Consider the following 20,195-nt stretch of genomic DNA (forward strand, 5'->3'; position numbering starts at 1 on the left):
ATGGCAAATTACACACTTTTCTACGGGGAGCGCTTTCACCTATTATTACGTTAGAACCAGCTGGGGTGGCTTGACCGATACTAGTATCAAAATGAGGGATTTCAAATGAGGCAACACAAACTGATGATGCTGCTCCATGACAGCACGACGCCTGTGCACATGAACGAATTGATCGCGGCGCTCGGCGTGTCCGAACGGACCGTCCGCCAGTCGATTCGCCAGCTAGGCCAGGCAGGCGAGCGGCACGGCTACTGCATTCGCATGATTCGCAATCAGGGTTACGCGCTCGAGGTGACCGACCCTGAACGATTCCGATCATACATGGCAAACGAAACGGCAGAGGAACACCGCATCGATCTGAACGACAGGACGGCGAGACAGCAGCAAGTGTTATTCTGCCTGCTGCAGAGCCAGGATTACGTCCCGATGGATCGGCTTGCCGACGAAATGGGCATCAGTCGATCGACGCTGCTCGCGGATTTGAAGGAAGTGGAGGAACGCTTGGCCGTCTTTCGATTAAACCTGACCCGCCGAGCGCACTACGGCATTCGGGTGGAGGGAAACGAAGAGAATTTCCGCAAAGCGTTTTCTCACTACGTACTGCAATCCGACCAGCCTGTCGAGCAGAGCAGGGAGTTTTACGACTTTAGCCGCAAGCTGGACAAGGATCGACTGAAAAACCATTTGCTGCACGTGCTGAAAACGAAAGAACTGAAAATATCCGATGTGTTTCTGAACAATCTGGTGACACATCTGCTGATTCTGTTATATCGCATATCCAAGCATAATCACATCGTGCCAGGACAGACGTCGCTTCCACAGCCGGAGGCTCTGTACCGTGACATTGCGGAGGAGCTTGCGGCGTGGATCGACGAGCATTTGAACATGAAGCTGCCCGAGGACGAAATCAACTATTTGGCGCTGCATATTTCGGGCAAAACGATCGTGGAGCATGTGTCCGAACAGTCGAAGCTGCAGCTGCGCAGAGGTATCCTCGAAATATTATCGCAGCTGGATCAGGAGTTTCTCACTGGTTTCAGCCGGGATGACGATCTGCAAAATGCGCTGCTGCTGCACATGTTCCCATTGCTGAACCGTCTCTATTACAATCTGCAGCTCAGCAATCCGCTGGTCGAGGACGTGTACAGCCAGTATGCCAACGTATTTCTCATTTCGTTCCGATTTGCCGAGTTCATCGAGGCCAGGTACGGCTTTAAAATGTCGCGTGACGAAGCCGGTTATGTCGCCCTTCACTTCGCTACGCATTTGGAACGGATGAAGCAGTCGCGTTTGGAGCAGCTGAAACGAATCGTCGTCATATGCTCGTCCGGCGCGGGCAGCGCGCATTTGATCCGGCTCAGGCTGGAGGCACTGTTTCCAAAAGCGTCGGTGGTCACGGCCTCCGTCAACGAAATTGCGGATATCATGAAGCAGCCGGTGGATCTGATTTTAACGACGGTCCCGCTTGAACAGGAATTTCGGGATATGGCGGACAAACCGGTCATCCACATTAAAAATTGGCTGGACGATCAAGAAATTCAGCGCATTCGCGAAACGGTTTCCCTGCAGATGGCCACGGTGCAGACCTCGTATAAGCTGCTGGATTTCAAGGAGCTGTTCCGCAAGGAGCTGTTCCATGTAACGGAAGGCGGCGATTATATGCAATTGCTGCAAAACCGCTGCGAGGAGATCGTATCCAAAGGATATGCAGCGGACGATTTCCCCGAACAAGTGCTGACGCGGGAGAGCAAATTTACGACCATTTACAAAAACGGCGTCGCCGGTCCCCATCCGATGCGTATGGGTGCGATCAAGGATTGCATCAACGTCACCGTGCTCAAACGGCCGATCCTTCATGAGGGCAAGCCGGTTCAGCTCATTTTCCTGATCAACTTGCGGCCAGGGCAGCTCTTTTTGCACAAGGAAATCAGCAAACTGCTACTAATCTTCATGGAAAAAGAAGAAAGCCGCAGCCGCATTTTGCAGGCGGGCACGTACGAACAATTTATCAAAGAAATAGAGAGTCTTATATAGGAGTGGAGAGAACCCATGGATTACGAACAAACCGTCATGCAAATCATCGCCAATAGCGGCGAGGCAAGAAGCTACAGCCTGAAAGCGATTCGCGTTGCGAGAGAAGGCAAGCTGGAAGAAGCCGAGGCGCTCATTAAAGAGGCGAAAGGCAGCCTGACCAAAGCCCACAAAGTGCAGACAGGCTTGATTCAAGCCGAAGGACGCGGGGAACGCACCGAAATTACGCTGCTGATGATTCACGCCCAGGACCATTTGATGAATGCGCTGACGGTCCGCGAAGTGGCCGCCGAATTAATCGAAGAGATCAAAGCCCGCAAGGAGCTCGAACAATTGGTGAAAGGATTGGTGAAATAAAATGAAAAAGATTTTGCTTGCATGTGCCGGAGGATTCTCGACAAGTATGCTGGTGGAACGTATGAAGGAATCCGCGCGCGGACGCGGAATCGAAGTGGTCATCGATGCGGTGGCGGAGAGCGATATCGCCAGCCAAACGCCGTTTGACATCATTATGCTCGGACCACAGATGGGGCACGCCGAAGATGAGTTGGCGGCAGCATATCCGGGTATTCCCGTAACGACGATCGACATGATGGATTACGGCATGATGAACGGCGACAAAGTGCTGGATACGGCCATCGACATGATGAACAAGGAGGCTTAAATGCATGGCTGGCGGTGCAGAATGGAGAACGCGAATACAGAAAGTGAGCACCAAGATTCAAAAGAATACCTATATTAGCGCCATTTCCAATGGCCTGATGGCCTTGATGCCGATTCTCATTCTGGGAGCGATCTTCTCCCTGATCAATGCGCTTCGCATCGAGCCTTACCAGAACTTTCTCGTCGAAACAGGACTGAAGGATTACACTTCGGTTCCGGCTTCGGTCACGACCGACCTGATTGCGCTGTATGCGGTGTTTTCCATTGCGTACAACTTTGCGACACAGCATAAACAGCAAGGGTTTTCCGCGGGGATTTTAGCCCTGATGAGCTTTCTGCTCGTCACGCCGAAAGGCCTGCTGGAAGATGGGGTAACCAAAGCGTTCGGATACTCGTGGTTGGGTGCCAAAGGTTTGTTTGTAGCCATCATCATTGCGTTGATCGTGGGTAAAATTTATACCTTTGTATTGGAGAAAAAGCTTTACATCAAGATGCCGAAGGGCGTGCCGCCAACGGTTGAGAAGTCGTTCGCCGCGCTGACGCCCGGTTTTCTGATTGCCATTTTGATGCTTGTTTTGACAGCGATCTTTGCGGCCACGAAATACGGCAACATGCATGAATTTGTCTTTTCGATCATTCAGGTTCCACTCACGAATCTTGGCGGTTCCTGGTGGGCGATGCTGGTCTGCGTGTTTATCATTCACCTGTTATGGTTCTTCGGCGTTCACGGCACACTCGTCGTCTATTCGGTTGTGGGACCGATCTGGGTGGCCCTCGGTTTGGAAAACCTGGAAGCATACCAAAACGGCTTGGACGGGGTCAACATCGTAGGTTCGCCATTCTTCCCGGTTTACGTTCTCGTGGGCGGGGCCGGAGCGACGCTCGGTTTGATCATCGCGATGCTGTTTGCCAAGTCGGCACGTTATAAAACGCTCGGGCGTTTGGCGATCGTACCGAGTTTTATCGGTGTCAACGAGCCGGTGATCTTCGGCTTGCCGCTGGTCCTGAACGTGCGGCTGATGATTCCGTTCATCCTGACCCCGCTGATCACGAGCGGATTGGCCATTCTACTGACGGCCATCGGTGTGCTGCCGGTACTGAACGGGGTGCAGGTGCCGCTGGGCATACCGATCCTGTTCAATGGCTGGATGACGGGCGGCTGGCGGGTCAGCGCGTTCCAAGTGGTGCTGATCGCAATCAGCTTTGCGATGTACTACCCGTTCTTCAAAAAGGCCGATGCCGAGGCATTGCAGCAAGAGCAAGCCGCAGCCGAGGCAGCGGAAGCATCCAAAGCCTAATCGATGGAACGGTTGGCACATGCCTCAAGGCCGTAGGCAACGTTTTACGAATACGAAACGAAAGGAGCCGGAATGCCGGAGCCCTGGGGGCTCATGGGTTTCGGCTTCTTTAGCAGAGAGGGGAACATCAGATGAAAACCGTTTTTCCAGAGCATTTTTTGTGGGGAGGGGCCGTTGCGGCCAACCAGGTGGAAGGAGCCTATCGTGAAGGAGGCAAGGGGTTGTCGACGGCAGATGTCGTGAAATACTGCCCGCCCGAAGAGCGGGGCACGCTGGACGAGCTGTTATCCATGACCCGCGGACAATTGGAGGCGGCGATCCAGGATGAGCAGGGCAATTATCCGAAGCGCCGGGGGATCGATTTTTACCATCGTTACAAGGAGGATATCGCCCTGTTCGCCGAGATGGGCTTCAAGGTGTTCCGGTTGTCCATTTCCTGGCCGCGCATTTTTCCGCAGGGCGACGAGCTTGAGCCGAACGAGGCAGGCTTGCGTTTCTATGACGACGTGTTCGACGAGCTCTTGAAGCATGGCATCGAACCGCTGGTTACCATTTCGCATTATGAAATGCCCGTGCATCTGGTGCAGAAGTATAACGGCTGGGAGTCGCGCGAACTGATCGAATTTTTCGTCCGTTATGCCGAAACGCTGTTCGAACGTTACAAAAACAAAGTGCGGTACTGGCTTACCTTTAACGAGATCAACTGTACGCTGAAAGCGCCGTTCCTCGGAGCGGGAATTATTACGGAAGAGCGGGAGCATCCGCGGCAGATCGCTTTTCAGGGGCTGCACCATCAGTTCGTGGCGAGTGCGCTTGCGGTGAAGCGCGGCAAGGAGATCCAGCCGCAAGCCCAGATCGGCTGCATGCTGGCGAGAAAACTGCTGTACCCGTATACCTGTCACCCGGAAGACGTGTTGAAGGCGCAAACCGAGAATCAAATGGCGCAGTTTTGCACGGACGTGCAGGTACGCGGTTCATATCCTTCTTTTATTCGCCGCGTCTGGGATGAGGAACGCATTCAGGTGCGGATGGAGCCGGGCGACGAGGACGTGCTTCGCAATCATACCGTTGATTTCCTTTCGTTCAGCTACTATATGTCGATGACAACCAGCGCAGATCCGGCGGTGACGGGAACGGCGCAAGGCAATCTCTCATCAGGATTGAAAAATCCGTACTTGCCGGCATCCGATTGGGGATGGCAAATCGATCCGATCGGGCTGCGCGTGGTGCTGAGGGAGATGTACGACCGGTACCAGGTGCCGCTGTTCGTGGTGGAAAACGGACTCGGTGCGCTCGACCATGTGGAAGCGGACGGCAGCATCAACGACGATTACCGTATCCATTATCTTGCAGAACATATCCGGCAAATGGGGGAGGCCATTCGCGACGGCGTGGAACTGATGGGTTATACAAGCTGGGGCTGCATCGATCTGGTGTCGGCATCGACCTCCGAAATGAGCAAACGTTACGGGTTCATTCACGTCGATCAGGACAACGAGGGGAACGGCACGCTCAAGCGTACGCGGAAAAAGAGCTTTTACTGGTATAGGGACGTCATTGCGTCCAATGGCGGGCAGCTTGATCCCGGTTCCATCACGGAAGGTTGACTTAAGAACGGATTTGCAGCATTTCATGCATAATTTCCCTTAAATTACAAACAATACATGAAACACCAAGCAGGGAAAGGATGCGATTTTCATGTGCAACCGCTTTTCGTTAGCCGCCGATCTGGATGAGGTCAGGGATCACTTCAAAATCGAGCGGGTAATGTATTATTACAAAAACCGGTACAACATCAGCCCGACCCAACATACGCCGATTATTTTGCATCAGGATGGTGAACGCGTACTGGATGAATTCCGGTGGGGTTTCATTCCGTTCTGGGGACGCGACGCCGTAAACGCCAATCTGATGACGGTGCACGAGAACCCTTCCTACGAGAAAATGGTCGAAACCAAACGCTGCGTCATACCGTGCAACGGTCTGTACTACTGGCGGAAGGAAGGCCGAAAGAGCTATGCCGTCCGTGTCGTCATGCCCGATCGTGGACTGTTCGGCATCGCAGGTCTGTACGAAGTGTGGAAAGATACCCGTAAACAGCCGCTTCGCACGTGCACCATGATCATGACGGGCGCCAACCTGATTACGCGCGAATTCGGCAATAAAATGCCGGCCATCCTGTCCGATGAGGAAATCGACGCTTGGCTGGATCCGGCCAATACACGCGTAACGCAGCTGCTGCCGCTGCTCAAATCCTACAATCGCACAGAGATGAAGATGTATCCGGTGACGCCGATGGTAGCCAATGATGATCATGACAGCTACGAGTGCGTGGAGGAGATGGAACTGAAGCTGGCTTATGTACGCCATTGACGGGTGCGAGTTAAAGAGCACATAGCGCGCGTATGCCGCACCTTCGGTCTCGCTGTCGATCAGCGATGGCCAGTTACATCACTATAACATCACTTATATGGCGGAGTGCCTGGTGCCTCCGTCCTTTTGGCATGATTTCAAACGAAAACTTGAATTGTGTTTGAATAGTAACTATAATAATTACAGTATTTGAAATGCATATTCGTATATCTATAAAAAAAGATATATATAAACCGCAAAAACATACACACGTAAACTTAGAGGCAGAACCAATCTGGAGAAGCGAAGCGTTCGCCTAAAGGCTTTCTGAAAGAAAGCTGCATCGGAAGCATAGGCTTATCACCGGATTTTCTCCTTAAAGAAGGGGAATCAAAAAATCATGGGGATAACGGCGATCGAAAGATGGTACTGCACTCGCAGTAGCTTTGTGTGATTGATTAGTGCGGTTTATATAAGAGGAGGAAACCATTCATGAATCCCAAATACGCTCCCTTATTCGAATCTGTGGCGCTGCCGAACGGCATTACGCTGAAAAACCGCATCGTGTTAGCTCCGATGACGCATATGTCCTCCAATCCGGACGGCACCGTATCGGATGCGGAACTGGAATACTACGCACGCCGCACAGGAGGCGCAGGCATGTCCGTTACGGCGGTTACATACGTTACGCCGAACGGCATTGGTTTTCCGGCACAGTTTGCCGCGTATGACGATCGTTTCATTCCAAGCCTCACCCGCCTTGCCGAGACGATCAAACAGCAAGGTTCCAAAGCAGTGCTGCAAATTTTCCATGCCGGCCGCTTGACGCCCGAGCAGGCCGTTCCTGCGGGTCAGGTCGTGGCACCGAGCGCGGTAGCAAGCGAACGCCCGGGATCTCCGCTGCCAAGAGAATTGAGCAATGAAGAGATTAACGGCATCATCAAGGACTTCGGTGAAGCGACTCGCCGTGCCATCGCAGCCGGTTTTGACGGCGTTGAAATTCATGGCGCGAACGGATATCTTATCCAGCAATTTGTTTCCCCGCATTCCAATCGCCGCGAAGACCGGTGGGGCGGAAGCATCGAGAAACGTCTGACCTTCCCTCTGGCCGTGATCGACGAAGTACAGAAGGCTGTGGCCGATCATGCCAAATCGCCATTCATCGTTGGCTATCGATTCTCGCCGGAAGAACCTGAAACGCCAGGGCTGACCATGACGGAAACTTATGCTCTGGTAGATGCACTCAAGGAGAAAAACCTGGATTACCTTCACGTTTCACTGAACGAATTCTGGTCCAAACCAAGACGCGGCGAAGCTGATACTCGTTCCCGCATCGAATTCATCCTGGATCGCGTTGGCGGCAAATTGCCGGTCATCGGGGTAGGTTCCATTCATACGGCGGACGAGGCGGCAGAAGCGCTGCAAACCGGCTTGCCGCTGCTTGCTCTCGGCCGCGAACTGATCATTGAGCCGGACTGGGTAGAAAAAATCGAAAGCGGTCGCGAAGAGGATATCGAGACGGTGCTGACCAAATCGGACCAGGAGCGGCTTGTCATCCCAGATGGCTTGTGGCAGGCGATCATCAATACACCAGGATGGTTCCCGGTAGCTGAATAAGCGCTCCCTTCGAGAGGTATATGGAGGGAATTATTGTAACTGAAGGGGGCAATGTCCCCCTTTTTTTGTACTTCCTGAAATTTTCCGTAGGCAAGTGCTGTGGTATGATAGGGTGAACAGGCTTGGCCATGGAAATTATCGATGTGGAGTGAAGAACATGCTCGTTGCAGAACGTTATGAAAAAATTGTGGAATGGGTGGATGCGCAAGGCAGCATGCGCGTAACCGAGCTAAGCGAGCGCTGCGGCGTAACGGAAGAAACGATCCGCCGCGATCTGGACAAACTGGAGCAGGCCGGTCGGTTGCGGCGATCCCACGGCGGTGCGGTCAGCATCAAATACAAGGAAGACTCGCAGCAGGAAATTCCGTACCCGGAGCGGGCGGTTACACACGCGGACGAGAAGCGGAGAATCGCGAACGAAGCCGTGAAAATGGTACAACCAGGGGACCGCATTGCACTGGATGCCAGCACAACGGCATGGTATATGGCTGCGGGACTGCCCAACATTCAGCTTACGGTGCTGACCAACTCGATCAAGGTTGCTGCCGAGCTAAGCAGCAAGGAACAGATCCGAGTCATTTCGACCGGTGGGCAGTTGGCCTCCAAATCGCTGTCTTTCGTCGGGCCTCTGGCCGAACGCTCTTTGGATGCCTACCATGTGGACAAGCTGTTCCTTTCTTGCAAAGGCGTGCACTTAACCAAAGGGATCAGCGAATCGAACGAGCTGCAGGCGCTCGTCAAACAGAAGATGATCAGCATTGCGGACGAAGTGATTTTGCTTGCGGATTCCAGCAAATTCAATATCCAGGCATTTACGCGAGTGACAAAGCTCAGCAGCGTGGCCACCATCGTGACGGATCAAGGCATTGACAGCCAGATCGTCGAGAGCCTGGCCGAACAATCCATCGAATGCATACGCGTATAGTCGGGTAACACTCCGATGCAGCAAACACAGGAAGGAATGAATATAATGAAACATCCTTTTCACTTGAAAGCGGTATGGAACGGAGGCCGCAACAGCGAGGGGCACATCGACGCGGGCGGGCTGAAAAGCGTTATTTCGATTCCGCAGGAAATGGGCGGTCCGGGTACGGGCACCAACCCGGACGAAATGCTGCTTGGCGCCGCATCCACTTGTTATTTGATTACGCTGGCTGCCATGCTGGAGCGAGCAGGCATTACACCTGCAGAGCTGACGCTGGAATCGGAAGCGACGGTGGACGTGACCAACAACATTTTCACGTATGAACGGATCGTTCACAAACCTCATGTCGTACTGCAGGCCGATACAGCACAGGAGCAGCTTGAGAAGGCAGAACGGCTCGCGCACAAGGCCGAGGCATCCTGCATGATTTCCAGAGCGGTCGCAGGCAATGTAACGATCGAGACGCAGCCTGTCATCACTACGGCAGAAGCGGGTGCGGTGTGATATACTGAGAAGAAGACGACGGAATTTGTCGTTATTTGTCGAACTAAGGGGAAGCACGGCATGAACACACAAAAACGGAAATCGACCCGGTTGGCCCGCCTCGGGCGTGCGCTCAAGCTCAATTTCGTGAAGCTTTTGCGTGCACCGGGAGGCGCCCATAAGGTGTCCATCGGATTTGCTCTTGGTTTTGGCCTGGAGCTGATTGTCATATCGACGGCATCCCTGATCTACCTTGCATTTTATCCGATCGTACGGTTGTCCGGCGGTTCGTTGCCGGCAGCTATCGTTGGCAACGTGATCGGCAAACTTACGTTTTTGCCCATTTTGCTTATGCCTTTGGCGAAACAGATTGGGTCATGGATTTTGCCTGCCCATGGCATGGGACAGGGAGCTTTGCATGAAAATGCTTTTATGGAGCTGTTCCGCGGCAATTGGTTTGCATTGAAGGAACTGTTGCTTGGGGGGTTGGACATTTTGGCAGGCATGTCCGTCTTCGGGGTGTTATTGGGATTTGTTTCTTACTTCGTGGTGAAGATATTGTATGTACGGGCGCTCAGACGGCGCCATGAACGCAGGCTGGAGAAGCGGCGCCAGGCGGCGGCTTCCCACTCGCCCGCATCATTGCTGATCAGGAAACAGCCACAATCATAAAGGGCAGGATGGCCATCGAAGCAATGGTTGTCCACAAAATGCAGCGGGAAACGAACTGCGGGGACGCATTGAATTGCTCAGCCAAAATGACGGCATTGACTGCCGTCGGCATGGAGGACAGGATGAGCAGCACGCTGAACAGCGTTCCTTCCACTTGGAGTGCTTTCAAGATCGCGTAGGACAACAGCGGCGCCGCAGCCAGGCGCATGGCAATCCCCGTCCAGAAGGCACGGCGCACGTTGGCGGGCCAAGGTTCTGACGTACCGCGCGGGCGCAGCATTTGGGCACCCAGAATGGCTAGTACGACGGGTGCATAACCGGTAGCGATCATGCTAACGCCGCCGTCGACGGCTTCGGGCAGATGCAGATCAAACGTCCTCAGGATGATGGCGATGACCGCCGCATAGATGGATGGCATGCGAAAGACGGACAATGCGGCTTGTTTGACCGAAAATTCCGATCTTGCGGCAAAAAAGATGCCCAGCGTATTCACGATGATGATCTGTCCGATGACGTATACGGAGGCTTTGTCCAGCCCCAGCTGTCCGAAAGCAAGCAGCACCAAAGGCAGCCCGTAGTTTACGCAGTTGGTAAACGTGGATACGAGCGTGAGTCCTGCTTTTTCGCTGGCTTCCAGCCGGAACATGCGGCTCAGCAGGGCGGCGAGCAGCCAGAGGGCAAGCAGGTTGAGAATCGAGAACCAGAGGGTTCCCCACACGTCGGTCCACGTAATTTCGGCATGTAGCAGTGTATCAAAGATGAGCGCCGGGCTCAAAATATACAGGGAAAAAGCGGACAGGGGACGCGTATCCCAATTTTTGAATTTTTTCAGCAGCATGCCTCCGATGACCGGAAGCGAAATGGGCAAAAATACGTGGTACAGTGTCAATAAAAATGAGTGCAACAAATCCGTTTCAATCCCTTCTCTAGTTGGAAAAGCCTATCCCATCATAGCAGAAAACGGGCTTTTTTCACACGGCCGATCAGGGTGTTCACCGGGAGTCGGATTGCTATTTTGATATGGCAGATTTATTATAGAAGAGGTACAACGAGATTACATACACATACTAGGAGGATACCGTAATGAGTGAAAACAAACGCTTGCTCGTGATCGCCGGCTCTTATGCCGAAACTGAAAATGAGGGCATTTATGCATACGAATTGAATGAGGATACAGGCAGCTTGTCGAAGCTGGACGGGATCTCCGGCGTAAAAAATCCAACGTTCGTCAACGTGGATGCAGCAAACAACAAAGTATATGCCATCGGTGAAGCCGTTTCTGCCGAAGGAAATAAAATGTCCGAAGCGGTAGCGCTCAGCATTGACCCGTCCACGGGCAAACTGGCTCTCGTTAACCGCAATAACTCCTTGACCGCTCCGCCTTGCCATATCCAGCGCGATCCTTCCGGTCGTTATCTGATTCTGTCCAGCTACCATGGTGGGCTTGTTGGGCTGCAATCGCTGACGGACAACGGCGAAGTCGGCGTTCTTCTGGATGAGAAAAAACATGAAGGCCATGGCGCAAACCCTGCACGTCAGGAAAAACCGCATGTGCACTCCGCATTTTTCTCGCCGGATGGTAAATACCTGATGGTACAGGATCTGGGTGCCGACAAAATCGCCATCTACACGATTGATGCGGACAAAAACGAACTCGTGCTGCATAGCGAAACCAAAACGCATCCGGGCGCTGGCCCGCGCCACCTGGCATTCCATCCGAACGGCCAGTTCGCGTTTGTGATCAATGAAGTGGATTCCTCGATTTCTTCGTATCGCTATGATGCGGAAGCAGGCACTTTGACCGAGATCGCCAGCGTGTCGACACTGCCGGACGGCTATGACGGCGCTGAAAATACGACGGCTGAAATCGTCGTTTCCAACGACGGACGTTTCGTGTACGGTTCCAACCGTGGTCACGACAGCCTGGTCGTATTCGCGGTGAACGCAGAGACGGGCCATCTGACGCATGTGGAGACAGTATCCGTTGAAGGGCAGCATCCGCGTCACTTTGCTTTGACCCCAAGCGGCAAGCTGCTGATCGCGGCTAACCGCGACACCAACAACATCGTTACCTTTACGGTGGACCAAGAATCGGGCCGCCTGAAATATACAGGCCACAGCACAGGGGTATCCAAGCCTGTATGTGTTAAACCGGTATACCTGTAAGCAAGTTTGAGCATGTAACGCTTAGATGAGGTACCCTGCCTAATGGCAAGGGGTGAATTATTCAAGAGGCCGCTCTCTTCCATCGCGAAGGGAGTGGCCTTTTGTGTGGATTCATTTGAGATGTATCCAAAATGTAAATATCAGGTCAATTTCATTGTGTATGGCATAATAGATTGTTAATATAGAAAATGTTGGTAGTCGTTTTCTAATAATGATTATACATATAATATGTAACTCGAAAAGAGGAATGGCATGATGCAAATCGATATCGAGAAGCTCTATCAGAAATACCTGACGTTGGATATTCCAAACCCGTTCAACTTGGATCAGATCCATGATCGGTTAACCAAGAAGTATCGTGCCGAAAAGGTCGATTTGGAGCGGTTCTCGTACTTACGCAATGATCCTTATGCCGGATTTGATCAGGCCGTAGGGGCCTATGTGTTTGAGGACAAACAGGCCATCAAGGAATTGATTAAATTGAACAAGGATGATGACATTGATTATGAAACGATGGAATTTGCCTTGATAATGGGATCAACATTATGTGGAATATCGAATGTGTTGGTTTTTGAAATCGATGTATTTTACGGTATGGAAGAAGAGGAAATGGTACTCGGCAACTTGCGTTTTGAGGAATATTTGATCGTCCTTTATTTGACGGGGTACATTCAGTTCGACAATGATCCACTTTTGGATGATTTGATGGCCCGATACAGAGAAGGATATTATCTCAGGCACTTTGGGATGCAAGATGGTTTCGAGAGATATTTGTACAAATAAAGCTCTAGAGGGTGATTCAAGATGGATTTCATGGAACATTGGGAGCGAATGATCCAAGAGCAAGAGTTGGAGCGCGATCGTCTTCGAGTCCATCAAATTACGGTACAAGTCGACGATAAGAAAAAAAGCAAACATCACGTCCACAAGAAAAATTCGGTCATCGAATACGGTTTGGTGGAACGGGATTTACACGATGAAAATTTGCTTGGCAGACACCAGCTTTATTTTGCCGATCGGGAAACTCTTGTCCAGCAGGACCGGATGAGGGTGAAAGCTGCGTTTGGCGAGCTGGGTAATGAACACGCTGCTGCATCTGCTATCTTTCCATATTTGGCGGAGCACTTTCCTCGCTTTCTGGAGGAGACACCGTTCGCGATTAGCTATAATCCGGTTGCGGAAGCATGGATAATTGAAGGAACACTCCCTCCAGGAACGATGGGAGGCGTCATTTACATTGCTCTTGCCAAAGAGGACGGGACATTGCTTATGATGTTTGGTACCAAATAAAGACGAGAGAACGCTTTACATGAATAGAAGACTGCCGTAATCCATTATCGGACCCAACTCCGCGTTCCGAAACAATCGATACGAAGGAGAGGAAAAGGGATGAAAAACATTTGCGCTGCTTGCTTCATAGTTATGTTGATGATGTTCGGAGCAGGCTGTTCCAGCTCCCATTTGTACACGTACGCAGGTGAAAGCGAGAACTGGCGTGCCAACAGCACAATACAAGGAAACGACGATATCCTGAGCTATCGCTATACGATTCAATATATCGGGGAAGACGCTGGCACGATCGAAGGGATCAAATACAAATTCATCAGCAGAAACATCAGCGTGCGAGAGGATTTGCCTTTTGGCCCCGTGATCGAACAGCGAGGCGATAAAAACGTTGCATTGCTGGATGAACCGGAGTTTGTTCTGGAGATCGATTGGAATGGACGAACGGAGCGAATCCAGGTCCAGAAGCAATAATGGAAGGCATGAGTTCGAAGTGAACTTGTGCGCTTAATCGTTTCGTATAACAACGCAATATGGTCAATAGTTTCGTGCAGGTAACTACATCACTTCAAAGTGCGTACTTCCAGAACGGAAAGTTCGGTCCTACAATGATGAAGTGAACCAAATGAACATTGCATGCATCGGGTGAACGTTCAACGTGCAAGCTAACCCATTACCCATTATAATCGAACGACAAAAGGAGACCATACTTATGAAATTGCAATTGGCACTGGACCTCGTAAACATCCCTGACGGAATCGCGCTTGTGAAAGAAGTAGAACAATACGTGGACATCGTCGAAATCGGTACGCCGATCGTCATCAACGAAGGTTTGCATGCCGTAAAAGCTATGAAAGAAGCATTCCCGAACCTGGAAGTGCTGGCTGACCTGAAAATCATGGATGCGGGCGGTTACGAAATCATGAAAGCAGCTGAAGCAGGTGCCGATATCGTAACGGTTCTGGGCGCAACGAATGATTTGACGATCAAAGGTGCCGTAGAAGAAGCGAAAAAACAAAACAAACAAATTCTGGTGGACATGATCAACGTGGCAGATCTGGAGAAACGCGCGCGTGAAGTTGACGCTCTTGGCGTAGATTACATCTGCGTGCACACAGGCTATGACCAGCAGGCTGCCGGCCAAAGCCCATTCGAGGATCTGCAAACGATCAAACGCGCGGTAACCAACGCGAAAACGGCTGTTGCAGGCGGCATCAAACTGGAAACACTGCCAGAAGTCATCAAGGCCGGACCGGATCTTGTAATCGTGGGCGGCGGCATTACAGGCGCGGCTGACAAAGCAGCGGTTGCGTCCGAAATCCAACGTTTGGTCAAACAAGGTTAAGCGGAATGAGCAGCAGACAACATGTGGCTGACATTCTGAAAGAGCTGGAGCGCACGCTCAGCCAGATCGACGATGCCGAAATGCAGGCCATGGCCGAGCACATTCTTCAGGCGGGGCAAGTGTTCGTAGCCGGGGCAGGCCGCTCGGGACTCATGGGCAAAGCGTTTGCTATGCGGCTTATGCAGATGGGGATGCAAGCCTATGTGGCCGGCGAAACCGTGACGCCAGGAATTGGCCCGAATGATCTGCTGCTGCTCTGCTCCGGATCGGGTGAGACAGGCAGTCTGACGCTGATGGCAAAAAAGGCTGCGGCCGCCGGAGCGAGAGTGGGGCTGATCACGATCAAGCCCGAATCCACGATCGGCCAATGGGCTGACACGACCGTTCGAATCCCGGCCTCGGCCAAGGAAGAGACGGCCTCGTCCGGATCGGCTATCACGAGCCAGCCGATGGGTTCCCTGTTTGAGCAGGGACTGTTGTTAGGCATGGACGCGTTGGTGCTGACACTGATGGACATGAAGGGCATGACCGGAGCGGACATGTTCGGCAGGCACGCGAACCTGGAATAGCATAAAGGCGGATCGGAATCCCGAAAAAAAGTCGGGACTCCGATCTTTTTTTGCGTCCCCAAATAGCAAGGGGCATGAACGACGACGGCGCTTTGCATCCGCTGCTTGCTATAGTAGAATGAAGATACTGTTTTTATTCGCATAACGAAAGAGGATGGGAGGCTCGGAGAATGGCAGCCGAAGTCAAGGAAAGAATCAACTTGAAGGAAATCAACTGCGAAAAAGAGCTGACCCTTGCCGTGATCGGCGGCAAATGGAAGCTGATAATATTGTGGCATCTCGGCTTGGAAGGCACCAAGCGTTTCAGTGAGCTGAAGCGTCTGATCCCCCACATTACGCAAAAAATGCTGACGAACCAGCTGCGCGAGCTGGAGGAAGACCAATTGATCGAGCGCAAGGTTTATGCGGAAGTTCCTCCACGGGTGGAATATTCATTGACTGATCATGGACAGAGCCTGATGCCCGTGCTGCACGCCATGTACGATTGGGGCAAAAATTACGGGGAAAACGTCATTTGGAAATCGTGAGCCGTCATCACAAGTCGGATTTATAGAGCAACGAAGCGCGATAAGCAAAGCCGCAGGAGGGGATTCATTCCCGTGATCCTGCGGTTTTTTTCATTAACGTGACCAATGAGCTGCAGCAGCCGTGCCGAATTTCAGAGGGTTCAATGTAGTAATGTCAGGTATTCATGATCCGAATATGATAGGATGAGAGTATTGGAAATAAAAGGAGGATCAGATATACAATGGACAAGATACGTACACGAGCTGAAGTAAGCCTGGAATCGACATGGAATTTGCAGGATTTGTTTGCCACCGACGAAGCATGGGAAAAAGAAATCCGTTCGCTTCCGGAAGCGGCGACCGCGATCATCGAAGCGTTCCAGGGACGCCTCGGCGAAGGCCCTGAACAGCTGCTTGGCTGCCTGGACGCCCGCGAAGCGCTGCAGGAACGGATTGGCAAGGCTGCGGCCTATGCCCGTCTTAAACAGTCGGAGGACAGCACCAACCCGGTGAATCTCGAAAACGCTGCTATAGCGGGCGATATCGTATCGGGCCTGTCGTCCTCGTTGTCGTTCATTTCTTCCGAAATCAGCGATCTTCCCGATGGAACGATTGAGAGGTATATCCGTGAATTGCCGGCGCTTGAGCCGTATGCCCGCAGTTTGGAATTGCTGCTGAAGGAAAAGAAGCATCGCCTGTCGGCAGAGACGGAGAAAGTGCTTGCCTCGCTCGGAGAATTCATGGATTCGCCTTATCGCATTTATTTGCGAGGCAAACTTGCCGACATGACATTTGACCCCGTGACGGACGGGGAAGACAACGAGCGGCCGCTTTCCTGGTCATTCTATGAAAATAATTACGAGATGTCCGCGGACACTGTGCTCAGACGTTCGGCATATGCAACCTTTGGGGCGAAGCTGAACGAGTACAAAAACACGTTTGCCGAGGCATATGGTGCCGAAGTGAAGAAACAGGTCGTTTTGTCCCGGTTGCGCGGATATGAAGACGTCACGGAGATGCTTCTTCATCCGCAGCAGGTAAGCAGAGAGATGTACAGTAACGTGCTGGACATCATCCAGGCAGAGCTGGCACCGCATATGCGCAGGCTAGCCGCGCTCAAAAAGAGGGAGCTCGGCTTGGACAAACTGATGTTCTGCGACCTGAAGGCACCGCTTGATCCGGAATTCAGCCCTGCCATTAGTTATGGGGAAGCTTGCGAATTGATTCAAGAAGCGCTGGCTGTGCTTGGTCCCGAATACTGCGAGATCGTATCGCGGGCATTCAGCGAGCGTTGGGTGGATTATGCGGACAATGCGGGCAAATCGACGGGGGCGTTCTGCTTTTCCATTTACGGCGCGCATTCCTACATTCTGGTCTCCTGGGCGAACAACATGCGCGGAGCATTCACGCTGGCGCACGAAGTGGGCCATGCCGGTCATTTCATGCTGGCCGGTCGTTACCAGCGAATCACGAATACCCGTCCGTCGCTCTATTTCATTGAAGCTCCATCCACGATGAACGAAATGCTGCTGGCAGACCATTTGCTGAAGCGTTCCGACAATCCGAGAATGAAGCGCTGGGTCATTTCGCAATTGTTGAACACGTATTTCCATAATTACGTGACCCATCTGCTCGAGGGAGAGCTGCAGCGCCGGGTGTATGCACGCGCGATGAAGGATGAGCCAGTAACGGCCAAGCTGCTGAGCCAGCTCAAAGGGGATGTTTTGTCCGAATTCTGGGGGCCGGATCTCATCGTGGATGAGGCCGCCAGGTTGACCTGGATGCGGCAGCCTCACTACTACATGGGATTATACCCGTACACCTATGCGGCAGGGCTGACGGCATCGACGGCTGCAGCGCAGCAGATCCGGGAGCAGGGACAGCCTGCGGTGGACCGCTGGCTCGAAGCACTCAAGGCAGGAGGCAGCCTTTCTCCGCAGGAACTGATGAAGTTAGCGGGCGTCGACATGACCAGTCCCGATCCAATCCGTACCGCGGTAGCTTACGTAGGCAGCCTGGTGGACGAACTTGAACGTCTGTATTCCTGATTAGGCTCATATAGTTATACGGACAAGATCAGCAGGGAAGGGACGATGATCATGGACGGTTTCGGCGTTTTCGACGATATGAATGATGTTCCCGGTTTTGAAGGCAATGGCGGCTTTTTTTCCCAAGTCAACGAGTTTAACACCATGCAGACGTTCGGCACGATCTTTATCGGCGCTGTGTTCGTGATCATCGCAGTCACGATCGGTTATGCCATTATCTCCGGATTGCGCAGCTGGTCTTCCAACAATGCGTCACCTCTTCTGACCTTGCATTCCACCGTCGTGGCGAAGCGTACAAATGTCAGCGGGGGGGCCGGGGACACAGGGACATCGACCTCGTACTTCCTGACCTTTGAGCTGGATAACGGCGAGCGAATAGAATTTCGCGTCAGCGGCAGCGATTACGGCCGGATCGTTGAGCAAGACCAAGGGATGCTGACGTTTCAGGGGACCCGCTTCAAGCATTTTGAACGCGAGGAACAGACGCAATCCGATGTCGGACATGGACAATTTTAAGCCAATGGTTGGGACAAGAACGGCTCTTCTTTGGAAAGGGCCGTTTTTGTGATGCCCAAAAGAAAACAAATCGCAGGGTATTCAAACGCTTACAATGATGTTATACTCATAAAATAAAGTTAAACAGTATTAAACAAAAACAAACAAACAATAAATCACAGAAAACGTAACAGAATGAAGACTGATTTTTCTGAAATCAAAGAATGAGAAAGGGCGTGGAGAGCAGTGAGTGTGCTGGCATACGATTTGGGCGCCGGCAGCGGGAGAGCGCTGCTGGGTCATCTGAATGACCGGGGAATGGAAACGGTGGAAGTCCATCGTTTCAAGAACGAGCCCGTAAAGGTCGGGGACCGGATGTATTGGGATATTTTGCGTTTGCATCATGAACTGCTGACCGGGCTTACGCTGGTCAAGCAGCGCGGGGAACAGCCGGAGAGCTTGGGAATCGATTCATGGGCCGTCGATTTCGGGCTGATCGGGAGCCACGGCGAACTGCTGGGCAATCCGTATCATTACCGGGATACGCAATTTGGCGGCATGATGGAACAAGTGTGCAAGGAGCTTGGTCGGAAGGCGATTTTCGAAAAAACGGGCATTCAGTTCCTGAGCTTCAATACGCTCTATCAACTGGCTGCGCTGCGCCGCGGCGGTTCGCCGCTGCTGGATGGCGCGCAGCGATTCCTGATGATCCCTGACCTCCTGCGTTATTTCCTGACCGGAGATGCAGTGAACGAGTTCACCAACGCCACGACGACCCAGATGTACAATCCCGTCTTGGGAGATTGGGATCGCGACTTGCTGGCGCACATCGGTGTGGCAGAGCATTTGTTCGGAAAAGCGGTCATGCCGGGTACCGGAGTTGGACAGCTGCGCGGCAGCATCAGCGGTGATCTGGGCATTGCACGCATTCCTGTCGTCGCCGTAGCGGAGCATGATACGGGCTCTGCCGTCGTTGCAGTCCCCGCTACGGAGCGTTCGTTTGCGTATCTGAGCTGCGGAACATGGTCCCTGATGGGGACGGAGCTCGATCGGCCGGCCATTAGCGAAGAGAGCTTGGCGCTTAACTTTACGAATGAAGGCGGTGCCGGGGGCACATTCCGGCTGCTCAAAAACATTATGGGCCTTTGGATTTTGCAGGAAAGCATGCGGGAATGGGAGCGCGAGGGGCAGGCGATCGGTTATGCCGAATTGTTGCAGCAGGCGGAGAATGCAGCTCCGTTCGCGAGCTTGTTCGATCCCGACGATGATCTGTTCCTGCCTGCTGGCGATATGACCAGCCGCATCCGTGAATACTGCCGCCGCACAGGCCAGGTTGAACCGCAAGATCAAGGCGCGGTTGCGCGTTCGATCCTGGAGAGCCTGGCCCTGAAGTACCGCATCGTGCTGGAATGGACGGAGCGATTGTCCAAACAATCCTTTGGCGGATTGCATATGGTTGGCGGCGGCATCCAGAACCGGTTGTTATGCCAGTGGACGGCCAATTCGATCGGCAAGCCGGTATGGGCAGGGCCGGCCGAAGGCAGCGCGATCGGCAACATGGCAGTGCAATGGATCGCCAGCGGAGCGTTTAAGGATATTTGGGAGGCACGCCGAGTCATTCGGGATTCGTTCCCGGTGAAGGAGTACGAGCCGGAGCAGCGCTCCGTCTGGGACCATGCATACGGCCGATTCCTGCAGGTGACCGGCCTGGCCCAATCGCGTACCGGGAGCGAGGTGTAGC

At 52.6% G+C, this 20,195-nt stretch carries 21 protein-coding genes; 20 read left to right on the forward strand and 1 reads right to left on the reverse strand.

Annotation, left to right across the window (positions count from 1 at the left end; all coding sequences use genetic code 11):
- Nucleotides 1-105: 105 nt before the first annotated feature.
- The 10 genes from SNR34_RS11925 to SNR34_RS11970 all read left to right on the forward strand — a co-directional run bounded on the left by SNR34_RS11925 (nt 106) and on the right by SNR34_RS11970 (nt 10,041).
- Complete coding sequence (locus SNR34_RS11925) at nt 106-2,034, forward strand: BglG family transcription antiterminator (protein ID WP_486181958.1); 1,929 nt, start codon at nt 106-108, stop codon at nt 2,032-2,034.
- 15 nt (nt 2,035-2,049) lie between these two features.
- On the forward strand, nt 2,050-2,388 hold the full coding sequence (locus SNR34_RS11930) for a PTS lactose/cellobiose transporter subunit IIA (RefSeq protein ID WP_236417377.1): 339 nt from the start codon (nt 2,050-2,052) through the stop codon (nt 2,386-2,388).
- A 1-nt stretch (nt 2,389) separates the two neighbouring features.
- A complete protein-coding gene (locus tag SNR34_RS11935; RefSeq protein WP_236417378.1) occupies nt 2,390-2,695 on the forward strand; it encodes a PTS sugar transporter subunit IIB in 306 nt (101 codons plus the stop codon).
- A gap of 4 nt (nt 2,696-2,699) precedes the next feature.
- Nucleotides 2,700-3,992 (forward strand): PTS sugar transporter subunit IIC, encoded by a 1,293-nt coding sequence (locus tag SNR34_RS11940; protein WP_486181959.1) that lies wholly within the window; start codon nt 2,700-2,702, stop codon nt 3,990-3,992.
- A 131-nt stretch (nt 3,993-4,123) separates the two neighbouring features.
- Nucleotides 4,124-5,599: a 6-phospho-beta-glucosidase gene (locus SNR34_RS11945; protein ID WP_486181960.1), complete on the forward strand. Its 1,476-nt coding sequence runs from the start codon at nt 4,124-4,126 to the stop codon at nt 5,597-5,599.
- Between the two features lie 91 nt (nt 5,600-5,690).
- Entirely contained in the window at nt 5,691-6,365 is a 675-nt protein-coding gene (locus SNR34_RS11950; protein ID WP_236417381.1) for an SOS response-associated peptidase, read from the forward strand.
- A gap of 471 nt (nt 6,366-6,836) precedes the next feature.
- A complete protein-coding gene (locus SNR34_RS11955; protein ID WP_486181961.1) occupies nt 6,837-7,961 on the forward strand; it encodes an NADH-dependent flavin oxidoreductase in 1,125 nt (374 codons plus the stop codon).
- Nucleotides 7,962-8,118: 157 nt separating this feature from the next.
- Nucleotides 8,119-8,886, forward strand: coding sequence for a DeoR/GlpR family DNA-binding transcription regulator (locus SNR34_RS11960; protein WP_236417383.1), 768 nt, complete (start codon nt 8,119-8,121; stop codon nt 8,884-8,886).
- 45 nt (nt 8,887-8,931) lie between these two features.
- Nucleotides 8,932-9,390 carry an OsmC family protein gene (locus tag SNR34_RS11965; RefSeq protein ID WP_236417384.1) on the forward strand — a complete coding sequence of 153 codons (459 nt, stop codon included), beginning with the start codon at nt 8,932-8,934 and terminating at the stop codon, nt 9,388-9,390.
- Between the two features lie 60 nt (nt 9,391-9,450).
- Nucleotides 9,451-10,041: a DUF2062 domain-containing protein gene (locus SNR34_RS11970; RefSeq protein WP_339277698.1), complete on the forward strand. Its 591-nt coding sequence runs from the start codon at nt 9,451-9,453 to the stop codon at nt 10,039-10,041.
- Here the strand turns inward: SNR34_RS11970 and SNR34_RS11975 are convergent.
- Entirely contained in the window at nt 10,019-10,948 is a 930-nt protein-coding gene (locus tag SNR34_RS11975; RefSeq protein WP_343259421.1) for an AEC family transporter, read from the reverse strand. The two genes, SNR34_RS11970 and SNR34_RS11975, sit on opposite strands and share 23 nt — an antisense overlap.
- 176 nt (nt 10,949-11,124) lie before the next feature.
- On the opposite strand from SNR34_RS11975, the gene SNR34_RS11980 reads away from it, so the two are divergent.
- The 10 genes from SNR34_RS11980 (at nt 11,125) to SNR34_RS12025 (ending at nt 20,194) form a co-directional block, all read left to right on the forward strand.
- Entirely contained in the window at nt 11,125-12,207 is a 1,083-nt protein-coding gene (locus SNR34_RS11980; RefSeq protein ID WP_486181962.1) for a lactonase family protein, read from the forward strand.
- 252 nt (nt 12,208-12,459) lie between these two features.
- On the forward strand, nt 12,460-12,990 hold the full coding sequence (locus SNR34_RS11985) for a pyruvate kinase (protein ID WP_486181963.1): 531 nt from the start codon (nt 12,460-12,462) through the stop codon (nt 12,988-12,990).
- Between the two features lie 21 nt (nt 12,991-13,011).
- Complete coding sequence (locus tag SNR34_RS11990; protein WP_486181964.1) at nt 13,012-13,497, forward strand: NTF2 fold immunity protein; 486 nt, start codon at nt 13,012-13,014, stop codon at nt 13,495-13,497.
- A gap of 132 nt (nt 13,498-13,629) precedes the next feature.
- Nucleotides 13,630-13,965: a hypothetical protein gene (locus tag SNR34_RS11995; RefSeq protein WP_486181965.1), complete on the forward strand. Its 336-nt coding sequence runs from the start codon at nt 13,630-13,632 to the stop codon at nt 13,963-13,965.
- A gap of 238 nt (nt 13,966-14,203) precedes the next feature.
- Complete coding sequence (gene hxlA / locus SNR34_RS12000) at nt 14,204-14,836, forward strand: 3-hexulose-6-phosphate synthase (RefSeq protein ID WP_236417399.1); 633 nt, start codon at nt 14,204-14,206, stop codon at nt 14,834-14,836.
- 5 nt (nt 14,837-14,841) lie between these two features.
- A complete protein-coding gene (hxlB, locus tag SNR34_RS12005; protein WP_486181966.1) occupies nt 14,842-15,405 on the forward strand; it encodes a 6-phospho-3-hexuloisomerase in 564 nt (187 codons plus the stop codon).
- Between the two features lie 170 nt (nt 15,406-15,575).
- A complete protein-coding gene (locus SNR34_RS12010) occupies nt 15,576-15,932 on the forward strand; it encodes a winged helix-turn-helix transcriptional regulator (protein ID WP_236417404.1) in 357 nt (118 codons plus the stop codon).
- Between the two features lie 221 nt (nt 15,933-16,153).
- The gene (pepF, locus tag SNR34_RS12015) at nt 16,154-17,959 is read left to right on the forward strand and encodes an oligoendopeptidase F (RefSeq protein WP_486181967.1); all 1,806 of its coding nucleotides are present in this window, start codon (nt 16,154-16,156) and stop codon (nt 17,957-17,959) included.
- Between the two features lie 51 nt (nt 17,960-18,010).
- Nucleotides 18,011-18,475 carry a DUF2500 domain-containing protein gene (locus SNR34_RS12020; RefSeq protein ID WP_486181968.1) on the forward strand — a complete coding sequence of 155 codons (465 nt, stop codon included), beginning with the start codon at nt 18,011-18,013 and terminating at the stop codon, nt 18,473-18,475.
- Between the two features lie 225 nt (nt 18,476-18,700).
- A complete protein-coding gene (locus SNR34_RS12025; protein WP_486181969.1) occupies nt 18,701-20,194 on the forward strand; it encodes a rhamnulokinase in 1,494 nt (497 codons plus the stop codon).
- The last annotated feature ends 1 nt before the right edge of the window (nt 20,195 follow it).

The organism is Paenibacillus sp. XP01 (assembly GCF_057364885.1).